The sequence below is a fragment of the Litoribacter populi genome (assembly GCF_007483685.1).
In the GTDB taxonomy this organism is placed as follows: domain Bacteria; phylum Bacteroidota; class Bacteroidia; order Cytophagales; family Cyclobacteriaceae; genus Litoribacter; species Litoribacter populi.
Genome location: NZ_VMKN01000001.1, coordinates 3,127,684 through 3,146,013 on the forward strand (window position 1 = coordinate 3,127,684; position 18,330 = coordinate 3,146,013).

16 protein-coding genes are annotated in these 18,330 nt (G+C 42.1%); 1 reads left to right on the forward strand and 15 read right to left on the reverse strand.

Going from position 1 to position 18,330, the window contains the following annotated elements; translation table 11 throughout:
* Positions 1–58 precede the first annotated feature (58 nt).
* The 14 genes from FPL27_RS13595 to FPL27_RS13655 form a co-directional block, all read right to left on the reverse strand.
* Positions 59–1,234, reverse strand: coding sequence for a glycosyltransferase family 4 protein (locus FPL27_RS13595; RefSeq protein WP_185974378.1), 1,176 nt, complete (start codon positions 1,232–1,234; stop codon positions 59–61).
* The gene (locus tag FPL27_RS13600) at positions 1,206–2,255 is read right to left on the reverse strand and encodes a glycosyltransferase family 2 protein (protein ID WP_143961608.1); all 1,050 of its coding nucleotides are present in this window, start codon (positions 2,253–2,255) and stop codon (positions 1,206–1,208) included. Before FPL27_RS13600 ends, FPL27_RS13595 begins: the two co-directional genes overlap by 29 nt.
* Entirely contained in the window at positions 2,248–3,177 is a 930-nt protein-coding gene (locus FPL27_RS13605; RefSeq protein WP_143961609.1) for an NAD-dependent epimerase/dehydratase family protein, read from the reverse strand. The genes FPL27_RS13600 and FPL27_RS13605 overlap by 8 nt, the downstream gene beginning before the upstream one ends.
* A 4-nt stretch (positions 3,178–3,181) precedes the next feature.
* Positions 3,182–3,937: a hypothetical protein gene (locus FPL27_RS13610; RefSeq protein WP_143961610.1), complete on the reverse strand. Its 756-nt coding sequence runs from the start codon at positions 3,935–3,937 to the stop codon at positions 3,182–3,184.
* Positions 3,938–3,951: 14 nt separating this feature from the next.
* Positions 3,952–5,058, reverse strand: coding sequence for a GDP-mannose 4,6-dehydratase (gene gmd / locus FPL27_RS13615; protein WP_143961611.1), 1,107 nt, complete (start codon positions 5,056–5,058; stop codon positions 3,952–3,954).
* 57 nt (positions 5,059–5,115) lie between these two features.
* Complete coding sequence (locus FPL27_RS13620) at positions 5,116–6,075, reverse strand: UDP-glucuronic acid decarboxylase family protein (protein WP_143961612.1); 960 nt, start codon at positions 6,073–6,075, stop codon at positions 5,116–5,118.
* Positions 6,076–6,145: 70 nt separating this feature from the next.
* A complete protein-coding gene (locus FPL27_RS13625; RefSeq protein ID WP_143961613.1) occupies positions 6,146–7,321 on the reverse strand; it encodes a hypothetical protein in 1,176 nt (391 codons plus the stop codon).
* A gap of 3,074 nt (positions 7,322–10,395) precedes the next feature.
* Positions 10,396–11,301 carry a HEPN domain-containing protein gene (locus tag FPL27_RS13630; RefSeq protein WP_143961614.1) on the reverse strand — a complete coding sequence of 302 codons (906 nt, stop codon included), beginning with the start codon at positions 11,299–11,301 and terminating at the stop codon, positions 10,396–10,398.
* Positions 11,302–11,327: 26 nt separating this feature from the next.
* Entirely contained in the window at positions 11,328–11,930 is a 603-nt protein-coding gene (locus FPL27_RS13635) for a hypothetical protein (protein WP_143961615.1), read from the reverse strand.
* A gap of 3 nt (positions 11,931–11,933) precedes the next feature.
* A complete protein-coding gene (locus FPL27_RS19840) occupies positions 11,934–12,095 on the reverse strand; it encodes a hypothetical protein (protein ID WP_185974379.1) in 162 nt (53 codons plus the stop codon).
* Between the two features lie 24 nt (positions 12,096–12,119).
* Positions 12,120–13,379, reverse strand: coding sequence for a hypothetical protein (locus FPL27_RS13640; protein ID WP_143961616.1), 1,260 nt, complete (start codon positions 13,377–13,379; stop codon positions 12,120–12,122).
* A gap of 7 nt (positions 13,380–13,386) precedes the next feature.
* Positions 13,387–14,004: a hypothetical protein gene (locus tag FPL27_RS13645; RefSeq protein WP_143961617.1), complete on the reverse strand. Its 618-nt coding sequence runs from the start codon at positions 14,002–14,004 to the stop codon at positions 13,387–13,389.
* Positions 14,005–14,137: 133 nt separating this feature from the next.
* Positions 14,138–14,692: a hypothetical protein gene (locus tag FPL27_RS13650; protein WP_143961618.1), complete on the reverse strand. Its 555-nt coding sequence runs from the start codon at positions 14,690–14,692 to the stop codon at positions 14,138–14,140.
* A 98-nt stretch (positions 14,693–14,790) separates the two neighbouring features.
* The gene (locus FPL27_RS13655; protein ID WP_143961619.1) at positions 14,791–15,492 is read right to left on the reverse strand and encodes a hypothetical protein; all 702 of its coding nucleotides are present in this window, start codon (positions 15,490–15,492) and stop codon (positions 14,791–14,793) included.
* Positions 15,493–15,623: 131 nt separating this feature from the next.
* Between FPL27_RS13655 and FPL27_RS13660 the strand changes: the two genes are divergently transcribed.
* Positions 15,624–16,064, forward strand: coding sequence for a hypothetical protein (locus FPL27_RS13660; protein ID WP_143961620.1), 441 nt, complete (start codon positions 15,624–15,626; stop codon positions 16,062–16,064).
* Positions 16,065–16,884: 820 nt separating this feature from the next.
* Here the strand turns inward: FPL27_RS13660 and FPL27_RS13665 are convergent.
* Complete coding sequence (locus tag FPL27_RS13665; protein WP_143961621.1) at positions 16,885–17,895, reverse strand: hypothetical protein; 1,011 nt, start codon at positions 17,893–17,895, stop codon at positions 16,885–16,887.
* Positions 17,896–18,330: the final 435 nt, after the last annotated feature.

Below are 18,330 nucleotides of genomic sequence, written 5' to 3' on the forward strand. Positions count from 1 at the left end.
TAAAAGGTAAATTAAGAGGTAGCTAGTCGGGTTAAGGGATCTGAATAATACTTGAACATTAATATTTAGCCATTACCCTTTTTTCTTTAAACTCTTCAATCAAATCCAAATATACCTGTTCTTGCTTGGCGGCAAGGGTTTTGATATCAAATTTCTTAACTCCCAAGTCATAGGCTTTTTTGGCCAATTGCTTACCAAGTTCAGGATTTTGGAGAAGCATTTCTGTTTTGTCGACTAGGCTATTGATATCTCCTAGTTTGCAGATTAAGGCATTTTCTCCGTCTACAAGATTTTCAGTGATAGAGGGAATATTAGTGGAAATGATTGGAAGTTTGCAGACCATGGCCTCAATGACAACACCCGGGGAACCTTCGAAGTGAGTGGGAAACCAAAAGATGTCGCAGGCTTTTAAGATTTGGGGCATGTCCAATCGGGGTCCTAGAAATTTGATCCTATTACCATTGGCCAATTGTTTGGCTCTTTCTTGATAATGGGCATAGTCATAGCCATTGCCCACTACGATTAGATAGAGGTTGGGAAACTTTTTTACTAGAATTTCAAATGCCCCAAACATCTCTTCAAAGCCCTTACTCCTGACCACACGGGAATTGGACACCAAAAAGAAATCACCTTCCTGATATTCGGGTACAATGGACTTTTTATCTACAGGTTTGGCATCATGATAGAAATCCATATCCCTTCCATTTTGTACTACTACCATCCGGTCAATGGGAAGATTAAGATATTGGCTGTTGGGTTGCAGGATACATTCTGCCACTGAGATATATTTATCCGCACGCTTAGCCGTCAACCGGTCCAAAACTCGGAACAGTTCTAGCTTTAAGATTTCCCGCTTACGAAAAAGTGCATAGCGCTCCTTACTGTAAGTATCATTCAACAAGGAACAAATCAAGGGGATTTTAAATTTGGGCACAGCTAAGCGACAGATGATTTCAGCATTGTAATGGGTAGCATGTACGGCATCAGGCTTTTCTATGCGGATCAGGTCATTCAGTTTTCGGATGGCTTCCTTAAAACCAAAACGTTTTTGGATATCAAAAAAAATCACTGGGATATGGTCTTTTTCAAATTCCTTTTGCAGACCATTAGCCGCATGATATAGGACACAGACTATTGGATCGGTATGTTGCAGGTTTTTCACCACTTCATAGATGGAAAGTTCAGCACCTCCCACAGAAATAGTGTCAATCACAAAGAGTACTTTCTTTTTCAATGTAATTAAGATTGAGTAAAAAAATAGGTTTAATTTTCTGGAAAGCATTTAAACTCCTTCTGAAGTTTTTAAATAAGCCTTTCATTTGATACTGATAAATTATTCTAAATACCTTGTTTTTGGGCTGAGGTCTTAAAAAATAAACTATTTGAATGAAAGCAAAATTCCATATTAAAGATGGAATTTGTTTTAAAACAAACACCAAATAGCTTCCTGATTCACCTGATATAACAAACCTGTATGGTTCCAGAATAGGGAAATTAGATGCAATACTAGACTTGAGTTTCAGCAGGTAATCCCACCTTAATCTTTGCTCTTCTATATGATGATAAAACTTTAGGTTTTCATCAAACCATGAGCTAAAACCAAGGCACTCTAAAGCTAAACAGATTTCAATATCTTCCCCACCGGATAATTCCTTTCCTCTTGAAACAGTTGAGGTTATCTTTAAATCTAATTCAATTAATTTTCTAATTCCAGACTCCCTAAGAAAACACCCTGCCCCATATAAACCCCATCCTTTAGGAATTGAACCATTCTTCTTCGCCTGTGAGCCTATAGCATAGGTTAACTGATATCGATCAAACCATTCAGGTTTAGAAATATCATCCGGCATAATCCCAATACCTCCCATAGCCCCTATATTGGAATTCTTCTCAAGAATATCCACTCCTGTAGCTAAGTAATCCGGGAATAATTGATTATCGTCATCGCAAATTAGGATATACCTATAATTTACTGCTTCAAATGCCATCCAAAGTGCGAAGTTTTTTCCTGGAGTTGGACATTGTAAAAGTTTAAAAACAATGTTGGATTCATGTAAATATGATTTAGCGAAATCAGTTGTGCCATCATTGGAATTATTATCCACAAGAATAAATTCCCAATCCTCATCATAAATTAGGTTTCTTATACCATCAAAAGTCTTTTGAAGTCTGTTTTTTCCATTATATGTACAACAAATTATAGAAACCCCTAATGGCTTTTGGTTCTGGGCTGCTAGTTTGGTAGAATTACTCAACTATAACTTCTTTATGAAAAAACAACTTCTTAATTCCTTCATCTAAGGGCAATAATTCCCTTTTGAGAAGCTTTTTCATTTTGGAGATTTCAGGACATCTCCTTGTCATATCACCTTCCTTTAATGGAGCATGGTGAATAATTTGAGAGGAGGACCCTGAAATTTTCAAAATCATTTTGGCTAATTCCAAGACAGTCATTTCCCTATCACTACCAATGTTAATGACTTCATTAATGCAGCTTTTATCTTCAATAGAATTAATGCAAGCTTCTACATTATCATCGATATAGCAAAATGACCGAGTTTGATTACCATCACCATATATGATAATATCTTCCCCTAATAAGGCCCTTTTTAGGAACCGAGGTATAACAAAGTCCTCACTTTGGTTTGGTCCATAAGTGTTGAAAAATCGAAATATAGTGTATTCCAATCCATATTCCTGATAATAGCTTCTACAATAGGCCTCGCTGATATTCTTTACTATAGCATACGGAAGTTTAGAATTAAGTGGTGTGGAATGCTCCCTTTGCGGGATTTCAAAAGGTTCTCCATATACCTCTGAAGAACTACTGTAAAAAACCCTTTTCACTCCTGTATTTTTGGAAAGCTTCAGAATATTTTCCATTCCCTTACAGTCATTCAATACCTGAAGAGGATTTTGCAATGTCCGCTGCACCCCTACTACTGCCGCATAATGGAATACATAATCAAACTGGTATCGGCCGAACACGGGGGCAATGTCCCGATAATCGTTGACATCGCACTTGATGAATTTGACGTTTTCTCTTTGGGGCACTTTGGAGAAATGACCAGTAGATAAGTTGTCTAAAATAATGACAACATTATCCTTATCCTCTGATAATTTAGATGCCAATGAGCTCCCTATATTGCCGGCACCTCCGGTGATTAAATAATTCATACGATTATATTATTATTTCCCTCAACAGTTCGTTGGTGATTTGTCCCATATTATTTTCCATATTTAACTGAATTACCTTCACTCCTCTTTTTTTAGCAAATTCAGCCATTGATGAATTGCTTAGATCGATTTTATCTAAGATCTCCAGTCTTTTACTTTCATCAAAAAACTTTAAATATGGTGGAATTCCAGCTGGTCTTTTCTCCAATCGTTCATAAGCAACTTTAGAAGGAACTTTACAATGAATCAAAATATCTACTTTAGGAACAAGATCAAAAAGAAATTCTTTTTCATTGTTTATCGAACCATCTCCGTTAACCAAAAAATGCTTGATTGATTTCAAAAAACCTTCATCAATTAAAAACCAGTCTCTTTTATTAATAATTTTATGTCGTTGATAAAAGCCTGATAATGCTAAAAAATAATCCCACTCTTCACTTTTGAATTGATTTTTATTAATATTGTTATTACCATTAATATACGATTTTTCTAATTCATTGTAAAGAGATTCATTTTCATTTTTAAATAATTTTAACGGAACATTAGAGTTATAAAGAATCTTTCCTAACCTATAACAATTCCTTTTAATAAAATGTTTCACAAAAAAATGAGATAAGTATAAAACAGGATCATAGGGTATTTGGAGATAACTTGACATTGGTGCGGGAAAATAACCTAACTTTTTGTAAAACTTGTAATTTAAGCTTCTACATAAAGTAGTTTTTCCTGAACCCATAATCCCAAGGATCTCAACGTTCAAAATTTATATTTTTTTTATTTTGCTGATAAATCATTTAAAACCATCTCCCTCACCATCTCTTCCAAAGTGATTTGAGGCTCCCAACCTAGCTTCTGATTAGCCTTGGAAGCATCACCTATCAGTAAGTCCACTTCAGTGGGACGGAAGTACCGAGAGTCTATTTTTATCAAAATGTCGCCGAGTTTGAATGGTAAATTATTAATCGATGAATTGTTTAATGATTGATCAGTAGCTTTTTGATATTTCTCAAGAACTATATTATCAAGAATCCCTAATTCGTGCTCCCCTTCACCCTTCCATTGAATTAGCATCCCCACTTCTGCAAAAGCCATCTGAATAAAATCCCTGACTTTGGTAATCTTGCCTGTGGCAATAACAAAATCCTCCGCCTCTTCTTGCTGTAGCATCATCCACATGGCTTCCACATAATCCTTGGCATGACCCCAATCTCTTTGGGCATCCAAATTTCCTACATAGAGTTTATCCTGATGCCCCATGGCAATACGGGCTACTGCTTGGGTGACTTTTCGGGATAGGAAGGTTTCCCCCCTCAGAGGTGACTCATGATTGAACAAAATGCCGTTACAGGCATACATACCATAGGCTTCCCTATAATTGACCGTTATCCAATAAGCGTATAGTTTTGCTACACCATAAGGAGAACGTGGGTAAAATGGTGTTTTCTCAGTTTGAGGGACTTCCTGTACCATTCCATATAGCTCCGAAGTAGAAGCCTGATAAAATCTGGTTATCTTTTCCATCCCCAAAAGTCTGATAGCCTCAAGAATTCGAAGGGTTCCCATACCATCGGCATTTGCCGTGTACTCCGGAGTTTCGAAACTGACTTTGACATGCGACATTGCTCCAAGATTATAAATCTCATCGGGCTGGGTTTCTTTGATGATCCGAGTAAGATTCATGGAGTCTGTCAAATCACCGTAATGCAAAAAAAGCCTAGCCTCTGGATCATGAGGATCTTGATAGAGGTGATCAATCCGATCAGTGTTGAGAGAAGAAGAACGACGTTTTATGCCATGGACAATATATCCTTTTCCCAATAAAAGTTCAGCAAGATACGACCCATCTTGACCTGTTATTCCTGTTATAAGTGCTGTTTTCATTGCTTAAATGAAAATACAGAACCTAACATCTCATGTCGACAAGTTTGGTTTAATCTATCATTCATGAGCTAATTGGGCTTTTAGATTCAATGACTTCTCAAAATATGAGATGGTTTTAATCAAGCCTTCCTTTAGATTAAAACTTGGTTGCCAATTCAGAACTTCCATTGCCTGACTGATATCCGGCTTTCTCTGCCTAGGGTCATCCAAAGGAAGAGGCATAAATACCAATTTACTTTTGCTCCCCGTCAATTCTATAATAGTTTCAGCCAGTTGTAGCATGGTAAATTCTTCAGGATTGCCCATATTAACTGGACCTGTGAATCCTTTTTCAGTTTGCATCATCCGGTGCATGCCATCAATCAGGTCATCCACATAGCAAAAGCTTCTGGTCTGTGTCCCGTCACCAAAAATGGTGATAGGCTCATTTTTCAAAGCTTGAAGGATAAAATTGCTCACTACCCTCCCATCATTGAGTTGCATGTTTGGACCATAAGTATTGAAGATCCTTACGACCTTTATATCCAAATTATGTTGGCGGTGATAGTCAAAGAATAAAGTCTCCGCACAGCGTTTACCTTCGTCATAACAGGCCCTCGGACCTATTGGGTTTACATTGCCCCAGTAGGATTCGGGTTGCGGATGGACGGATGGGTCTCCGTATATCTCGGAAGTGCTTGCCTGTAGGATTCTTATTTTAAGTCTTTTTGCCAAACCGAGCATATTGATCGAACCCATCACCGAGGTCTTGGTAGTTTGGACCGGATCAAATTGGTATTGGATAGGGCTGGCGGGACAAGCAAGGTTATAGATTTGATCTACCTCCACATACAAAGGAAAAGTGATGTCATGCCTAAGCAATTCAAAATTCTTGTTGTCAAGAAGCTTATGGACATTTTCTCTTCGGCCTGTAAAGAAGTTATCGACACACAATACCTCATTCCCCTCATCAAGAAGCCTCTTGCATAAATGCGACCCGATAAACCCTGATCCTCCTGTTACTAAAATTCTTTTCATTATTATATTTTCTTATTCATGGAAAATGGGTCACGAAGTCACACCAAGGTCAAAAGAAGTCGCACAAAGTTCAAATCAAAGACAAAAGATAGGCCTTAGGTAAATTCATGAGCAGGGAAAAAAAAGCCACTCCAAACACTGCTTTTTTAACCCATGGATGTTTATTCCAGTTTTTGTATAAGTTTAAAAACAGCAGCATATAAAGCAAACCGGTGGCAGGAGCAAATATCCTGTAATTGAAGGAATCAAAGGGAGAGACCAATCTAAGCGCAATGATCATCAAGATATAAAATCCGGCAAGCATGAGTGGTAATGAGGCGGAAATTTTCCATGTGAACATACCCACTTTCCAAAGCCAGCCAATAACCAAAACCTGAAACAGCAGCAGCCCAATTGCAAGTATATCATTTGGCCACACAAACCAAATATCCCTGAAGTAAGTCATCTCATTGATAATCCCACGGATCAGGTAAAACATAAACGTTCCACCACTCTCCAGCTCCGGATAAGATCTCTCCGCTCCGGTAAGGAAACCTGTCTGTAGATAGTTTGCATAAAGATAAGCAAGGGGAATTAGGCTGAAAATGCCTAATACAAGGGTCAAACGTAATGCAGTTTCCTTTTTACCTTGATTGGCTAAATATAATGAATAAAGTCCCGTGAAAATCCAAAAAACCAATCCTGCATACCTTAAAAGAAACAAGCAAATCAAGCTAATTGCAACCAGAAAATAATGTCGTCTCAGCTGCAGCTTCTCTAAATTAAACACCAACAAAAATGTGAAAAAGAGAAACGGCCCTTCCGACCAAGTATAGGAAAAAACCTCCAACAAGCCATTTGAAAAGAAAGCCAACATGGCCCAAGGTGCCGCATCATTAAATCTCATTAGAAACAGTAGGGCTATTCCTCCCAAGAAAAACAAGTTTGCAATTTTGCTTGCCCAAAGGTAATCTGAAGTTATGAAACTAAAAGCTGCTATGATTACAGGATATCCAGCAGGCCATACTCCTAAATATGACTGGGTATCCTCATTTGTAAATGGATACTCGGTAGGAGCTACTATCCCGTTTCCCTCCACAATGTTCTGCGCCACCTTCATATAAAACTCGGAATCCGGAGAAATGTAGTTAGTACCCTCCACAGAGACCCGCAAAACTATAGCCCCGGCAAGCAACAGAAAAAGGAACAAAACCCCTAAACCGGTTTGCTTCTGATGCTTTTTTTGATGGACTAGTACAGAACTCATTGTTATAAATTTTCACCGAACGGTATTAGCCGGGATGTTCAGGTTACTCTAGTTTTTGCAGGGGTCCCACTATCCCCAGCTTTACCCCAGGGTTACCCCAGCTTTGATGTAGCTTTGGTGTAGGGCGCTGAGCACGGAGCGGTGGGCACTGAGCGGTGGGCACGGAGCACTGGGCGGTGTTTTTCATTCCTAATTCCTAATTCCTCATTCCTCAATGGATCTCCCATGGATGAGCTGGGTGTGAAGCAGGGGTAATGGATACATGTGTTAGGGATGTCAATGGTGTCTCCCATGGGTGTCCCTATGGTTCGTTAGTGTTTGGCTAAAATCTAGGAAACCGTTGTACTTTTTGGGGGCGTTTCAGTTTCACGCAAAGGGCGCAAAGGAGGCGCAAAGAGCGCGGAGTTTTTTTTAATACGAAGATCCTTTCCGAGGCGAAGCCTGGAAAGATCACCGTGCTCTCACCCGATATTCCTTACATGAATGTTGTCGTTAAGCGGCCTTCATTCCAACCGTGGCTGACCTGACACGGAACAATGATCCGCCGTGGCGGAACAACAGTCCCGGGGAGGCAGAGCTGACCCACGGGGCGGACAACCATGACAACCACGTCACAAATAACGAGACAGTAACTACCTAACGACATCCCCCCTGCCCCCTTCGAAGGGGGAGTTGACCTCGTTGCAGTTCCGGGGAGGCGGAGCTGACCCACGGGGAGGACAACCATGACAACCACGAACTCACTTCTAACGGGAGCTGAAAAATTTCGCCAAATTTTTAAAACTTATTATTACGATTAACGTACTGTTATTTTATCCCAGGCCGGTCTAATGACTGTTTTTCATCAATCCTGGCGCTTTCCTATTCGGGGTTCCCCCGTATCAGTTACGGATCACTTACGGATCACCTACGCATCACTTACGGATCAGTTACGGATATCGCCCGAAATTGACTGGGAAATCGGGCTTGAGTGAACGGATTCAACGATTTTAGCGAAATAGCGGAGGGGCCTTCCGTAACTTTTCTTGGAATAGTGCAAATAAACGAGAGATGAAAGTTTAAATGGGGCACTATGGGCACCAAGAAAAAGAAGGACACTAAGGGATGAAGGTTTAAATGGGTCACAAAGTCGCACACTGAGCGCTGAGCACTGGGCGCTGAGCGCTGAGAAATTGGTCACAAAGTAGTCCTAAGTTCAAAAGAACCTGCCTATGCCATCCCTAACGGGATGCTCCGGCAGGCAGGGTCGTACTAAGTTTAGATCTGCTTAAGATTGCTTCAGTCGTCATTCTTCCTCCTTCGCAATGACGGTTTCATAGCTTCGCCCGGTCAGTCACTTGATGGTGCTTAGCGGGGGTTGGAAAAACCTGCCAGGTTTAAGTAATCACTTAGCGCCTTCGCGCCTTGGTGGCCAATAATCTTCGAGTCTTTTATTTTGGTATTATCGACAATTATAAGTTTAAAATATCGCATATCCTGCGATTGTCAAGGAGATTTTGGTGAAATAAAAAATATTTTTTTGTTCCTGGGTTTTTCGCAAAAGTTTGGTCTATGCGTCTATAGGATTAAAGCAATAATTTACAAAGTAATTTGTATAATGAAAAATGTATTTGGGAGAATTTTTAGTATGGGAAGGGTTCACGCAAAGGTCGCAAAGAATGGCGCAAAGATCGCAAGGTGGGAGATGTCGGATGTCGGATGTCAGATGTCGGATGTGGAGTCTACGCCCAGCAGGTTCTTACGTACGTAAGTGTGACGTGCCCGCCTGCCAAAGCTAGACCGGGTGGGTTGTCGTTGTTCTATTCGCGGGGGTACGGGGAGCGATGAAGGTTGGGATACGGCAGCATTCATCCCGCTCCTAAGTAATTTTCCTGCTGGGCGTCAGGATAGAACCATGATCAGCCGCGGCGGAACAACAGTCCCGGGGAGGCGAAGCTGACCCACGGAACGGACAACAATGACAACCACGAATTTGAAATGGAGAATTAGTAATTAATAATGAATGATGAATATCGAATGATGAATAATGAAGTGGATGAAGGTGGGTTGCGGCAGCCTTCATCCCAGCCGTAGGTAAATTCCTGCTGGGCGCGGAAGTAGAACAAAGACAACAACGACAACAGTCCCGGGAAGGCGAAGCCGACCCACGGGACGGACAACGGCGAAGCGGACAACTACGAGGTAAAATACACCTTAGGTCTACATATCCCCAACGTTACCCTAACGTTACCCCAACGTTGATGCTAGACTGGTATAGGGGAAGGATACCGGATGGGGAAAGTTTAATCAGCCTATCCCCAGCTTTACCCCAGCTTTACCCCAGCTTTGGTGCTACTCTAGTAGGGCTTTGTTGCAGCATTGGACGAGAGGGAACGGCTAGATTAATTTTTTCTGGCCATTGGGATACCCATAGGTTGCCTCCCCCGACTATCCCCCGTATATAAAGCCCATTAACCTTGCACCAGGTCTGCAATAGAAGCACTTCTAATTCAGATGCAAGCAGGAGTTGATGGGGACCTGAACTGTAGCTGAGCGGGAGATGATAGGGAGGGGATAAACCGCTGGGTCGGACTAGATATCCCCAAGGTTGATTCGTGGTTGTCCGTCCCGAAGACGCTGCGCTGTTCGAGACTGTTGTCCTGGACCTGCGGTCCTCAGTTGTCATGGTTGTCATTGTTCTATGCAGTGTGCAGCCACGGAAGGAATGAGGGTGACCGCAGCGACAACAATGAAGGTGGGTTACGGCAGCCTTCATCCCAGCCGTAAATAAATTCCTGCTGGGCGCGGATGTAGAACAACGACAACAACGACAACAACCCCGGGGAGGCGCAGCCGACCCACGGGGTGGACAACAGCGAAGCGGACAACTACTAGGTAATGGAGAATTAGGAATTAGGAATTAATGATGAACGCTGAATGATGAATGATGAAGTGGGTTCCGGCAGCCTTCATCCCAGCCGTAGGTAAATTCCTGCTGGGCGCGTAAGTAGAACAACGACAACTACGACAACCGAGCCGGGGAGGCGCAGCTGACCCACGGCGGGACAACAGCGAAGCGGACAACTACCCGACAATCACGCTAAAACACGGTTCATTTCAGCGATGGTGTAGCTAAGCAAGGAGACCGCGCTGGATCTGGCAGCTTCAAGTATGTCATCTGAAATGGTGAAGCCTTGATTATAACGGGCATCAATGTAGGAATTGTTGAGTTGTTTCAATATATCCGGCTCTTCAGGAAAAAGGTTGTAGAGGAGCGGAATCCATCTTTTGCAATGGAGGATCAGGGTTTTGAGGTCATGGGTTTTCTTCTCTTTTTTACCCCAGGCTTTGATCAAGCCTCTTAGCAATAATTCCAAAGACTGGTGCAACAGGTAGGCGGAGAGTCCATTTTGCCCCAAATGTCTTGCTCGATCTGAAAGGTCCAGAAATGTCTGGCTTTTTTCTACATGAATATCAAACCTCCGCTTAGCTACCGCTTTTGCCTCAGTTAATTCTTTAGTGATGGTTTCTGGGTAAGGCTTAAGTCCAGGGCGGCTATAAAGCACCTGGAATTGCGGATGCAAGATCTGGAAAAACAGGTCGGCATTTTCAAAATTGGAAAAAACCTGACTCCTGTCGATCAATTGGATTGAAAAATTAAATCTCCTGCTTATTAAAAATTCCACATAGGGCAGCAACATATCTTTATTGCACATTTCTGTAGGTGGAAGGACCACATACACTTGCTTGAAACTCGGTTCATTGTTTGTACTGCCCGGCTGCTCAAGAAGCAAAATATCATCGGGGTTTACGAGGATGATTAATGCCTTGGTTAACTGATGAAGGACTTCCTCTTCCTCAATCCTCTTGACTCTATCTGAAATCCTTAATTGATGTGAGGATGATAGCGAACTGAAATTGAAAGCCTTCGTAACTGGCTTTTCCAAATTGATGTGTGAAAGCTCAAAAGCTTTTCCATTGATTGTTTGTAGATTGTTCATGGTGTATGTGGTTGGTGGTGGAAAATTTATTCGGGTTGGATTGCTTCTACTGCTGCTTTGGCTTTTTTAATTCGATAATTAATCAAGAAACAAGCGTCCAGAATCTTAAAAGTAAAAAGGGTGCATCGAACTTGATGAGGAATATCAAACCATTCGGGTTTATATTCCCAACTTAGGGTATTCATTATACAGCTGTGAATAAATTCCAGCCATTCTTCCAGTTCTATTTCACTAAATGCCTTTTTGAATACCAGACTGGGGTTTTTAAATTCTTTGCCTGTCAGGTGATGAAGTATAACCCCATTGCAAATCTGCTCCCCTTTTACCTGTTCAGCATGGTTTTGAACAAACTGTTCATTAAAGCTTCTATCCTCATAGAGCTTCAGTCTGAAAATTTTGTTGCCAGCCAGGAGGAGGCTTACAAACTGCTGATAATTCCAAAGGCAGTTTCCTGGATTTTCCTTAATCCATTTTTTCTTTTTCTTACTTGAAGCCGCCAAAAGCATTTCATTCATTTCATTTCGGGTATCCAGGTAAGGCTGGTTTAACATAAAATTTGAAATGGTTTCGATCGGATTTTGGTAATCATCCTTAATGAGGTACCGGCCGGATAAATGATGAAATTCCATAGGTTAAAGGTGGTTTGGGTTGATATTGATTTTACTATTGATCAGATAAGCGGCATCCAAAACAGGATCGTATTTCCATGAAAGGGTATTCAATATGCAGTTATGGATAAAATCCAGCCATTGCTCAGTTCCACATATCGGAACGAATTCCTGAATACCCATCATGGATTCCTCCCCGCCACAATCATTTTAGCTATCCGACCCTCTGCAGTTGTTCGAAGACTCCTCCTCCATACGGGGCAACAGATACTCCCTGATATAGATCAGGTGGCAGGCTTCAAGGAACTTGAGCAGGTAATCAAACTGTATGAAAGTCTTGTCATCAAAAGTCCTTTCCAAGAGATCATATTCGGATAGACAATCGATATAGGCTAGGTCCAAAAGGTCTTCCCAACCTTCTTTGGAACTTAGCTTGAAAAAAGAAAACAAGACTTGGAAAGGATCTACGATTTCTTCCCCGGTCAAATGATGAGGATATTGCTCTACATCATTCAATTCTATTTGAAATAAATTTCCCTCCTTCGGAATAAACACGTGGCAGGCTTCCAAATTGATGGTAGGATCGGGCACTACCATATGTTTTAACAGTAAATCGGCAGAGTTAATCAGATCTATGATAAAACATTTTGAATGCATAAATTCACCAGGACTTCCCCCCGCGTACTTCACATCTGATGAGAAAAAGCCTTCCTTCAAGGTTTTTAAGATCGTCCTTGACCAAGCAATAGGATAAGTAGAAAAAAACCACCTGATTTTCACCAGCTCCTCCTCTACCCTTTTTTCTTTTTCTATTCTTCTGGCGGCTTCATCCATTTCTGCCAGTAGGAATTCCCTTAGATAGATTAAAAAAGAGGCCTCCAATAATTTATTAAATTGATTAAAATCAATGATGATGTCATCATACTGCCAGGTGCTGTTAAAGGTTTGCTCTGAAAGACAGGTATTGCTCCATTTCCGCAATATTTCAACCCATTCATTAAGGTCTTGAAGTCTAAAGAAATCCTCAATGCAGATCATGGGGTTTAAAATTTCTTTTTTATCTAAAAATCTGGGCAAAAAATGGAGATTTGTCCATTTATCTCCGATTGTTAAAATTGATGGAGGAACTAAATTGGCCTCATCCACTTCGCTCGCTTTTCCCAAAAACAAATCCCTGTTCGGTGACCTAGGAGTGGAAAGATAATAACCCGCGGCGATAAGCTTTTCAAATTCACTTATACAACTTAAATGTTTAGCGGGATCATCACTCATATGATAAGGAGAGTCCCTCGCAATACCCAGAAAAAGGGCTTGAAGATTATCCCTCCAATCAATAATTGAATAGTCATACCGGAAAAAATCCTTGAAAATTTCAAAAGGATTATTTTTTTCCTCCATTGTTAATATTTCACTGATTTTCAAAAGTGGGTTCTTCACTTCTTCAGGTTTCAAAAAATCCTGTGGTTTCATATTTTTCTTATTTTTGAGGGTTATTAATAGGGTTAAGGGAGCGTAAATAAACTAAATAGGAAGCTTCCAGCAGCTTATGGAGACTTTCCATATCCTGGATCAGTTCACCATGGCTTGTAAATCCTTCCCAGGCTGAATTGGAAATGGATTCCTCTGCCCACTCATCCAGCTCATGCCTCCACTCGGAAAGATTCCGGCAACTAAAGAAATTTTTAAAAGTTGTATAGGGTTGGAACATCTCTTCCTCAGTAAGGAAAAGAGGGTAAAGCTTCCACCAGAAAAAAATCTTATCATTATAATCAAACACTTTTGAAGTAGTAAGATTAGAGGGGTGCAGCTGCTCCACCGGGTCAGGAAGGGATTCCTGACTTTTAAGGATCCACGCCCCTTCAACAAGTTTTTTGATCATTTTCACGTGGTACAAAAAGTCCCCAGGACTTCCGCCATGCCAAATGGGCTTAGGGGTACAAATTCCTTTCAACCAGGTATTAAGTAATTCCCGCCACTCCACAAGTTCTTTCTGAATCAGAAAAAAACTCTTTAAGACCAACATGGGGTCAGCCGTTTCCTCTTCACTCAGGTATAGCGGCAAATTTTTCAGGTAATCGAATCCTATTGAAGCCATATTAATAAGGTTTAGTTAAAGAAGAATGTATTTATAATTCTCTTAAAGCCTCCCTCACCTCGGGAAGGTTAATCTGTAGATTTTTGTCGCCGGATCTACAACCACAATCAATTATAAAGTAATTTTTCCTCCCTTAGCCTTCTCTCAGGTATATCAGGTGGCAGGCTTCGAGCAATTTGATTAGGTTACGGTAGTCATTGAGAACTTCATCAATTGACCTAAAAGTATCAATTGAACAGTTGGATAAACATAATTTTCCCCAATCAACTATCAGGGTTTTCCACAACTGCAAATTTTGAATTTGAAAAAATTCATGTAATACCATCACTGGGTATTTAAACTCATCTTGGCTTAACCATTTTGGAAGTTGTGAAATGCGATCAAAATAAGTGGAGCCCTTTATTATATTAAATTCACATGAGCTGTGCTGAATTCCTACATAAGTTTGGACTTGAAGCAACTCAGCTACTTCAAGAAGTTTTTCCCATTCGGAAATCATTTCTAGATGGCTTCCAGGGCTTTCTGATATCCATCGTGCCTCTTCAGAACAAATTCCACAAAGCAGCTCCCATAAATCCTCCTTCCAAATGGTTATTTCGGCTATGCTTTCGAAAAGTCTTTTTAACTCTTTCAATATTAAGATTAACTCTTCATTCTTATTATTCGGATACACTTTCCACTTCTCCATGAGCTAATGATTAAAGTATTAAAAATTTATTTTTTGATACTAGAGTTAAAAGTCCTGCCCACGCAATTTATATCTATATAGGAGCAGGATAACAGGCATTATTCCCCTTTACTACTTTCTGATACAGAATTGGTAGTGGCGCTTAATTCATGCGCCAGTTCTCTTACATATATCAGGTGGCATGCTTCCAAAAAGCAGTGTAGGACGATGTGAACGAAAAATAGGGAGCCTACTACTGGTGAGGTACTGGTTGATCTGGCACTAATGGATTCGAGTTCCCACTCTGTTAGGGCGGCTTTCAAGGCATCCAGTTCAATCAGTTTGGTAATATTGCGGATGGTGTCATGAGGCACAAGGATTTCGGCATGGTCGAGGGTACGTGGGAAAAATTTATATACCTGGTCTAGTTTGGCGTTTTGAACCAATTCTTGGGCTGGTATGAGGTTTTGTTTGGTGATGTTTTTGACTGTGCCGAGGGTTTCTTTATGGTTTTCGGAAAGCTGGTATGCTGCTTCGAGGAGTTTCCGAAACTCCTGTAAAAATGCATGCATTTGGGCTTTTTCTTCCTTTTTCCAGTCGGGGGTATGGGAAAAAATATTGGCGACTATAGTCTCCAGAAACAATCTGCTTTCTGGCAGGGTATGGGAGTTGGTGAAGAAGTTTCGGATGGTCTCCAGGGGACCTATCGGATTTTTTCGCCGTAGGATATGGTGTAGGTTATTTTGTGTTTTGGTGGTGGTGAAATCAGTGCCGCATATGGCTCTGCTGTACTTTCCGTAGTTGTAGTTGATGACGTTCATAGCTTTGTGTTTTTAGGTTTTGTTGCATTTTATCTCTGAAATGGTTTAATTAGTCTATACTTGTTTTTTATTATCTAAAGATAGAGACTTAAAGACACAAAGTCAAGTCTTTTATCCTAAATTATTTTAAAATGAATGATATTGTCGACAGGATTGGAGAATTTGCCAAGGTTCGGAACATCAGTATCCGAAAGATTGAACACGCTATCGGCGCGAGTAATGGAACGCTATCAAAATCAATTGGTAAGGAGAGGGATATCCAGACGAGATGGCTGGCAAAATTTATGGTGGAGTTTCCGGAAGTCAACCCTACTTGGCTTTTGACGGGGAAAGGGAGTGTGTTGTTGAATTCTGAGGGCCATCAGCCACCAAGGATGGATGATCCTATTCAGGATTATCCCCTATTTCAAAACCAGACGGAGGAGGTGATTCATTCACTGAAAAAAGTGATTCACGCTTTGGAAGGGCAATTGGAGGAGAAGGAAAAGGTGGTGCAGTTGAAGGATAGGATAATAAGGGATTTGGAGGAAGAAGTGGAGGAATTGAGGAAGAAATTAGAGGGGAAAAAATAGGGAGTTGTCGTGGTTGTCGGTCCCGAAGACGCTCCGCTGTTCGGGACTGTTGTCCTGGACCTGCGGTCCTCAGTTGTCATTGTTCTATTCTGTGTGCAGCCACGGGCGGGATGAGGGTACCGCAGCGACGACACCCCCAATCCCTAAAGGGGAGCTAGATTAGGGGAAGAAACGTAGACCACGCTATTATGCCTGCATCCCAGCCGTAAATAAATTCCTGCTGGGCGCGGAAGTAGAACAAGACAACTACGACAACCGAGCCGGGGAAGCGAAGCTGACCCGCGGCGGGACAACAGCGAAGCGGACAACTACTAGGTAGTTGAGAATTCGGAATGAGGAATTAATAATGAATGATGAACGCTGAATGATGAATGATGAAGTGGGTTCTGGCAGCCTTCATCCCTCCCGTAGGTAAATTCCTGCTGGGCGCGGAAATAGAACAATGACAACAACGACAACCGAGCCGGGGAGGCGCAGCCGACTCACGGCGGGACAACAGCGAAGCGGACAACTACTAGGTAATGGAGAATTAGGAATGAGGAATTAATAATGAATGATGAACGCTGAATGATGAATGATGAAGTGGATGCAGGAAGGAAACGCTCAGCTCTGAACTAACGTCATTCCTCTCTGCGATCACTGCGTTCTCTCTTTGCGCCGTGGCGAGAAATCTTATTACGTACAGAGAGGCACAGCCTCAATTTTCACCGTCCCAAGGCACAGCCTCGGGACAACCGGGATTTGGAGGAGCAGCTTGCAGAATTGCGCGCTGGGCGGTGAGCGGTGGGCGGTGTCGGTCGAAAAGACGTGTTATGGGCGCTTACCGGATCATTACAACGTACTCCTCGCTTTCAAAAGGTACAGCACCAAAGGATTCCTTCCATTGAACCAAACCTGGAACCAACTCCCTCGTACCTGGATGGTAGGAGGTGCCGAGGCTGAAGAGCTTTTTGTGGCTGAAGAGGTCAAATAGGTGGAAAAAGAGGTAATCCAGTGCTTTGAGCTTTCTGCCTCTTTCGGTGGTCGCGGTATATTGAGCTTTTACTACGTGCTTGTCCACAAACAGAGTTGTTCCCGCCAATAGCTCTCCTTCATGGTACAGATCCCACTGTTCTAGTGGGTTATTCTGTCCGAGTTGTGTGATTTCTTGGAGGGAATGTACGGGGCGGTTGTCAAATTTAAGGTCCAGATGCGGGATCAGCACTTTTTCCCAGAAGAGCTGGAAGGATTCGGCTTTCTTGATTTCGGGGGTTATGCGTTGGGAGTTCCTGATCTTGTAAAGTGCCCTCTCTTTTATCCCATTGGGTAAAGGAACTGCATGTATAATGTCCTCACCGGTTTTTCTCCCTCCTACCTTCAGGATGCTTTCCTTTAGTGCCTGCTGATTCCCATCCGCATAGAAGTCGGGAAGGCATTTAAGATGGATTTCTGTGATCTTTTCTTTTTTGTAATACCTGACCAATTCCTGGAGGAAGCTTTCGAGTTCGTCAGGCTGAAGCCCCTTATGCACCACCAGTCCCCCGTAGGTCAGTCCCTTGTGGGAAAAGATCCTATCTCCTATCCGGTGGCTGGGGAAAATGGCTTTGGGTTGGCTGTGGTGGTAGATAATCACCGACCTGTCCTCAAACCTGTTCCCGTGGTATTCCATGAAGGAGCGGGAATGTTGGAAGATGGCGTTGGAGCTGCTGTCTACTAGGCGTTCCCAGTCGTGTCGGAGTTGGGGGTTGTATTTCCTTACCTCTATCATCTTTGCAATGCTTCGCCCGGTCAACCGCATGTCAGCGCCTTGCGGAAAGAAAGGGGAAGTGTATTGGTTTGGTATTACCGACAATTATAAGTTTAAAATATCGTATAAGCAATTTTGGGTTTCGTGGTTGTCCGTCCCGAAGACGCTCCGCTGTTCGGGTCTGTTGTCTCGGACCTGCGGTCCTCAGTTGTCATGGTTGTCATTGTTCTATGTAGTGTGCAGCCACGGAATGGATGAAGGTACCGCAGCAACAACAATGAAGGTGGGTTACGGCAGTCTTCATCCCGCCCGTAAATAATTTCCTGCTGGGCGCGGAGGTAGAACAAGGACAACAATGACAACTTAGCCGGGGAGGCGAAGTCGACCCACGGCGGGACAACAGCGAAGCGAACAACTACTAGGTAATGGAGAATTAGGAATGAGGAATTAATAATGAATGATGAATGCTGAATGATGAATGATGAAGTGGGTTACGGCAGCCTTCATCCCAGCCGTAGGTAAATTCCTGCTGGGCGCGAA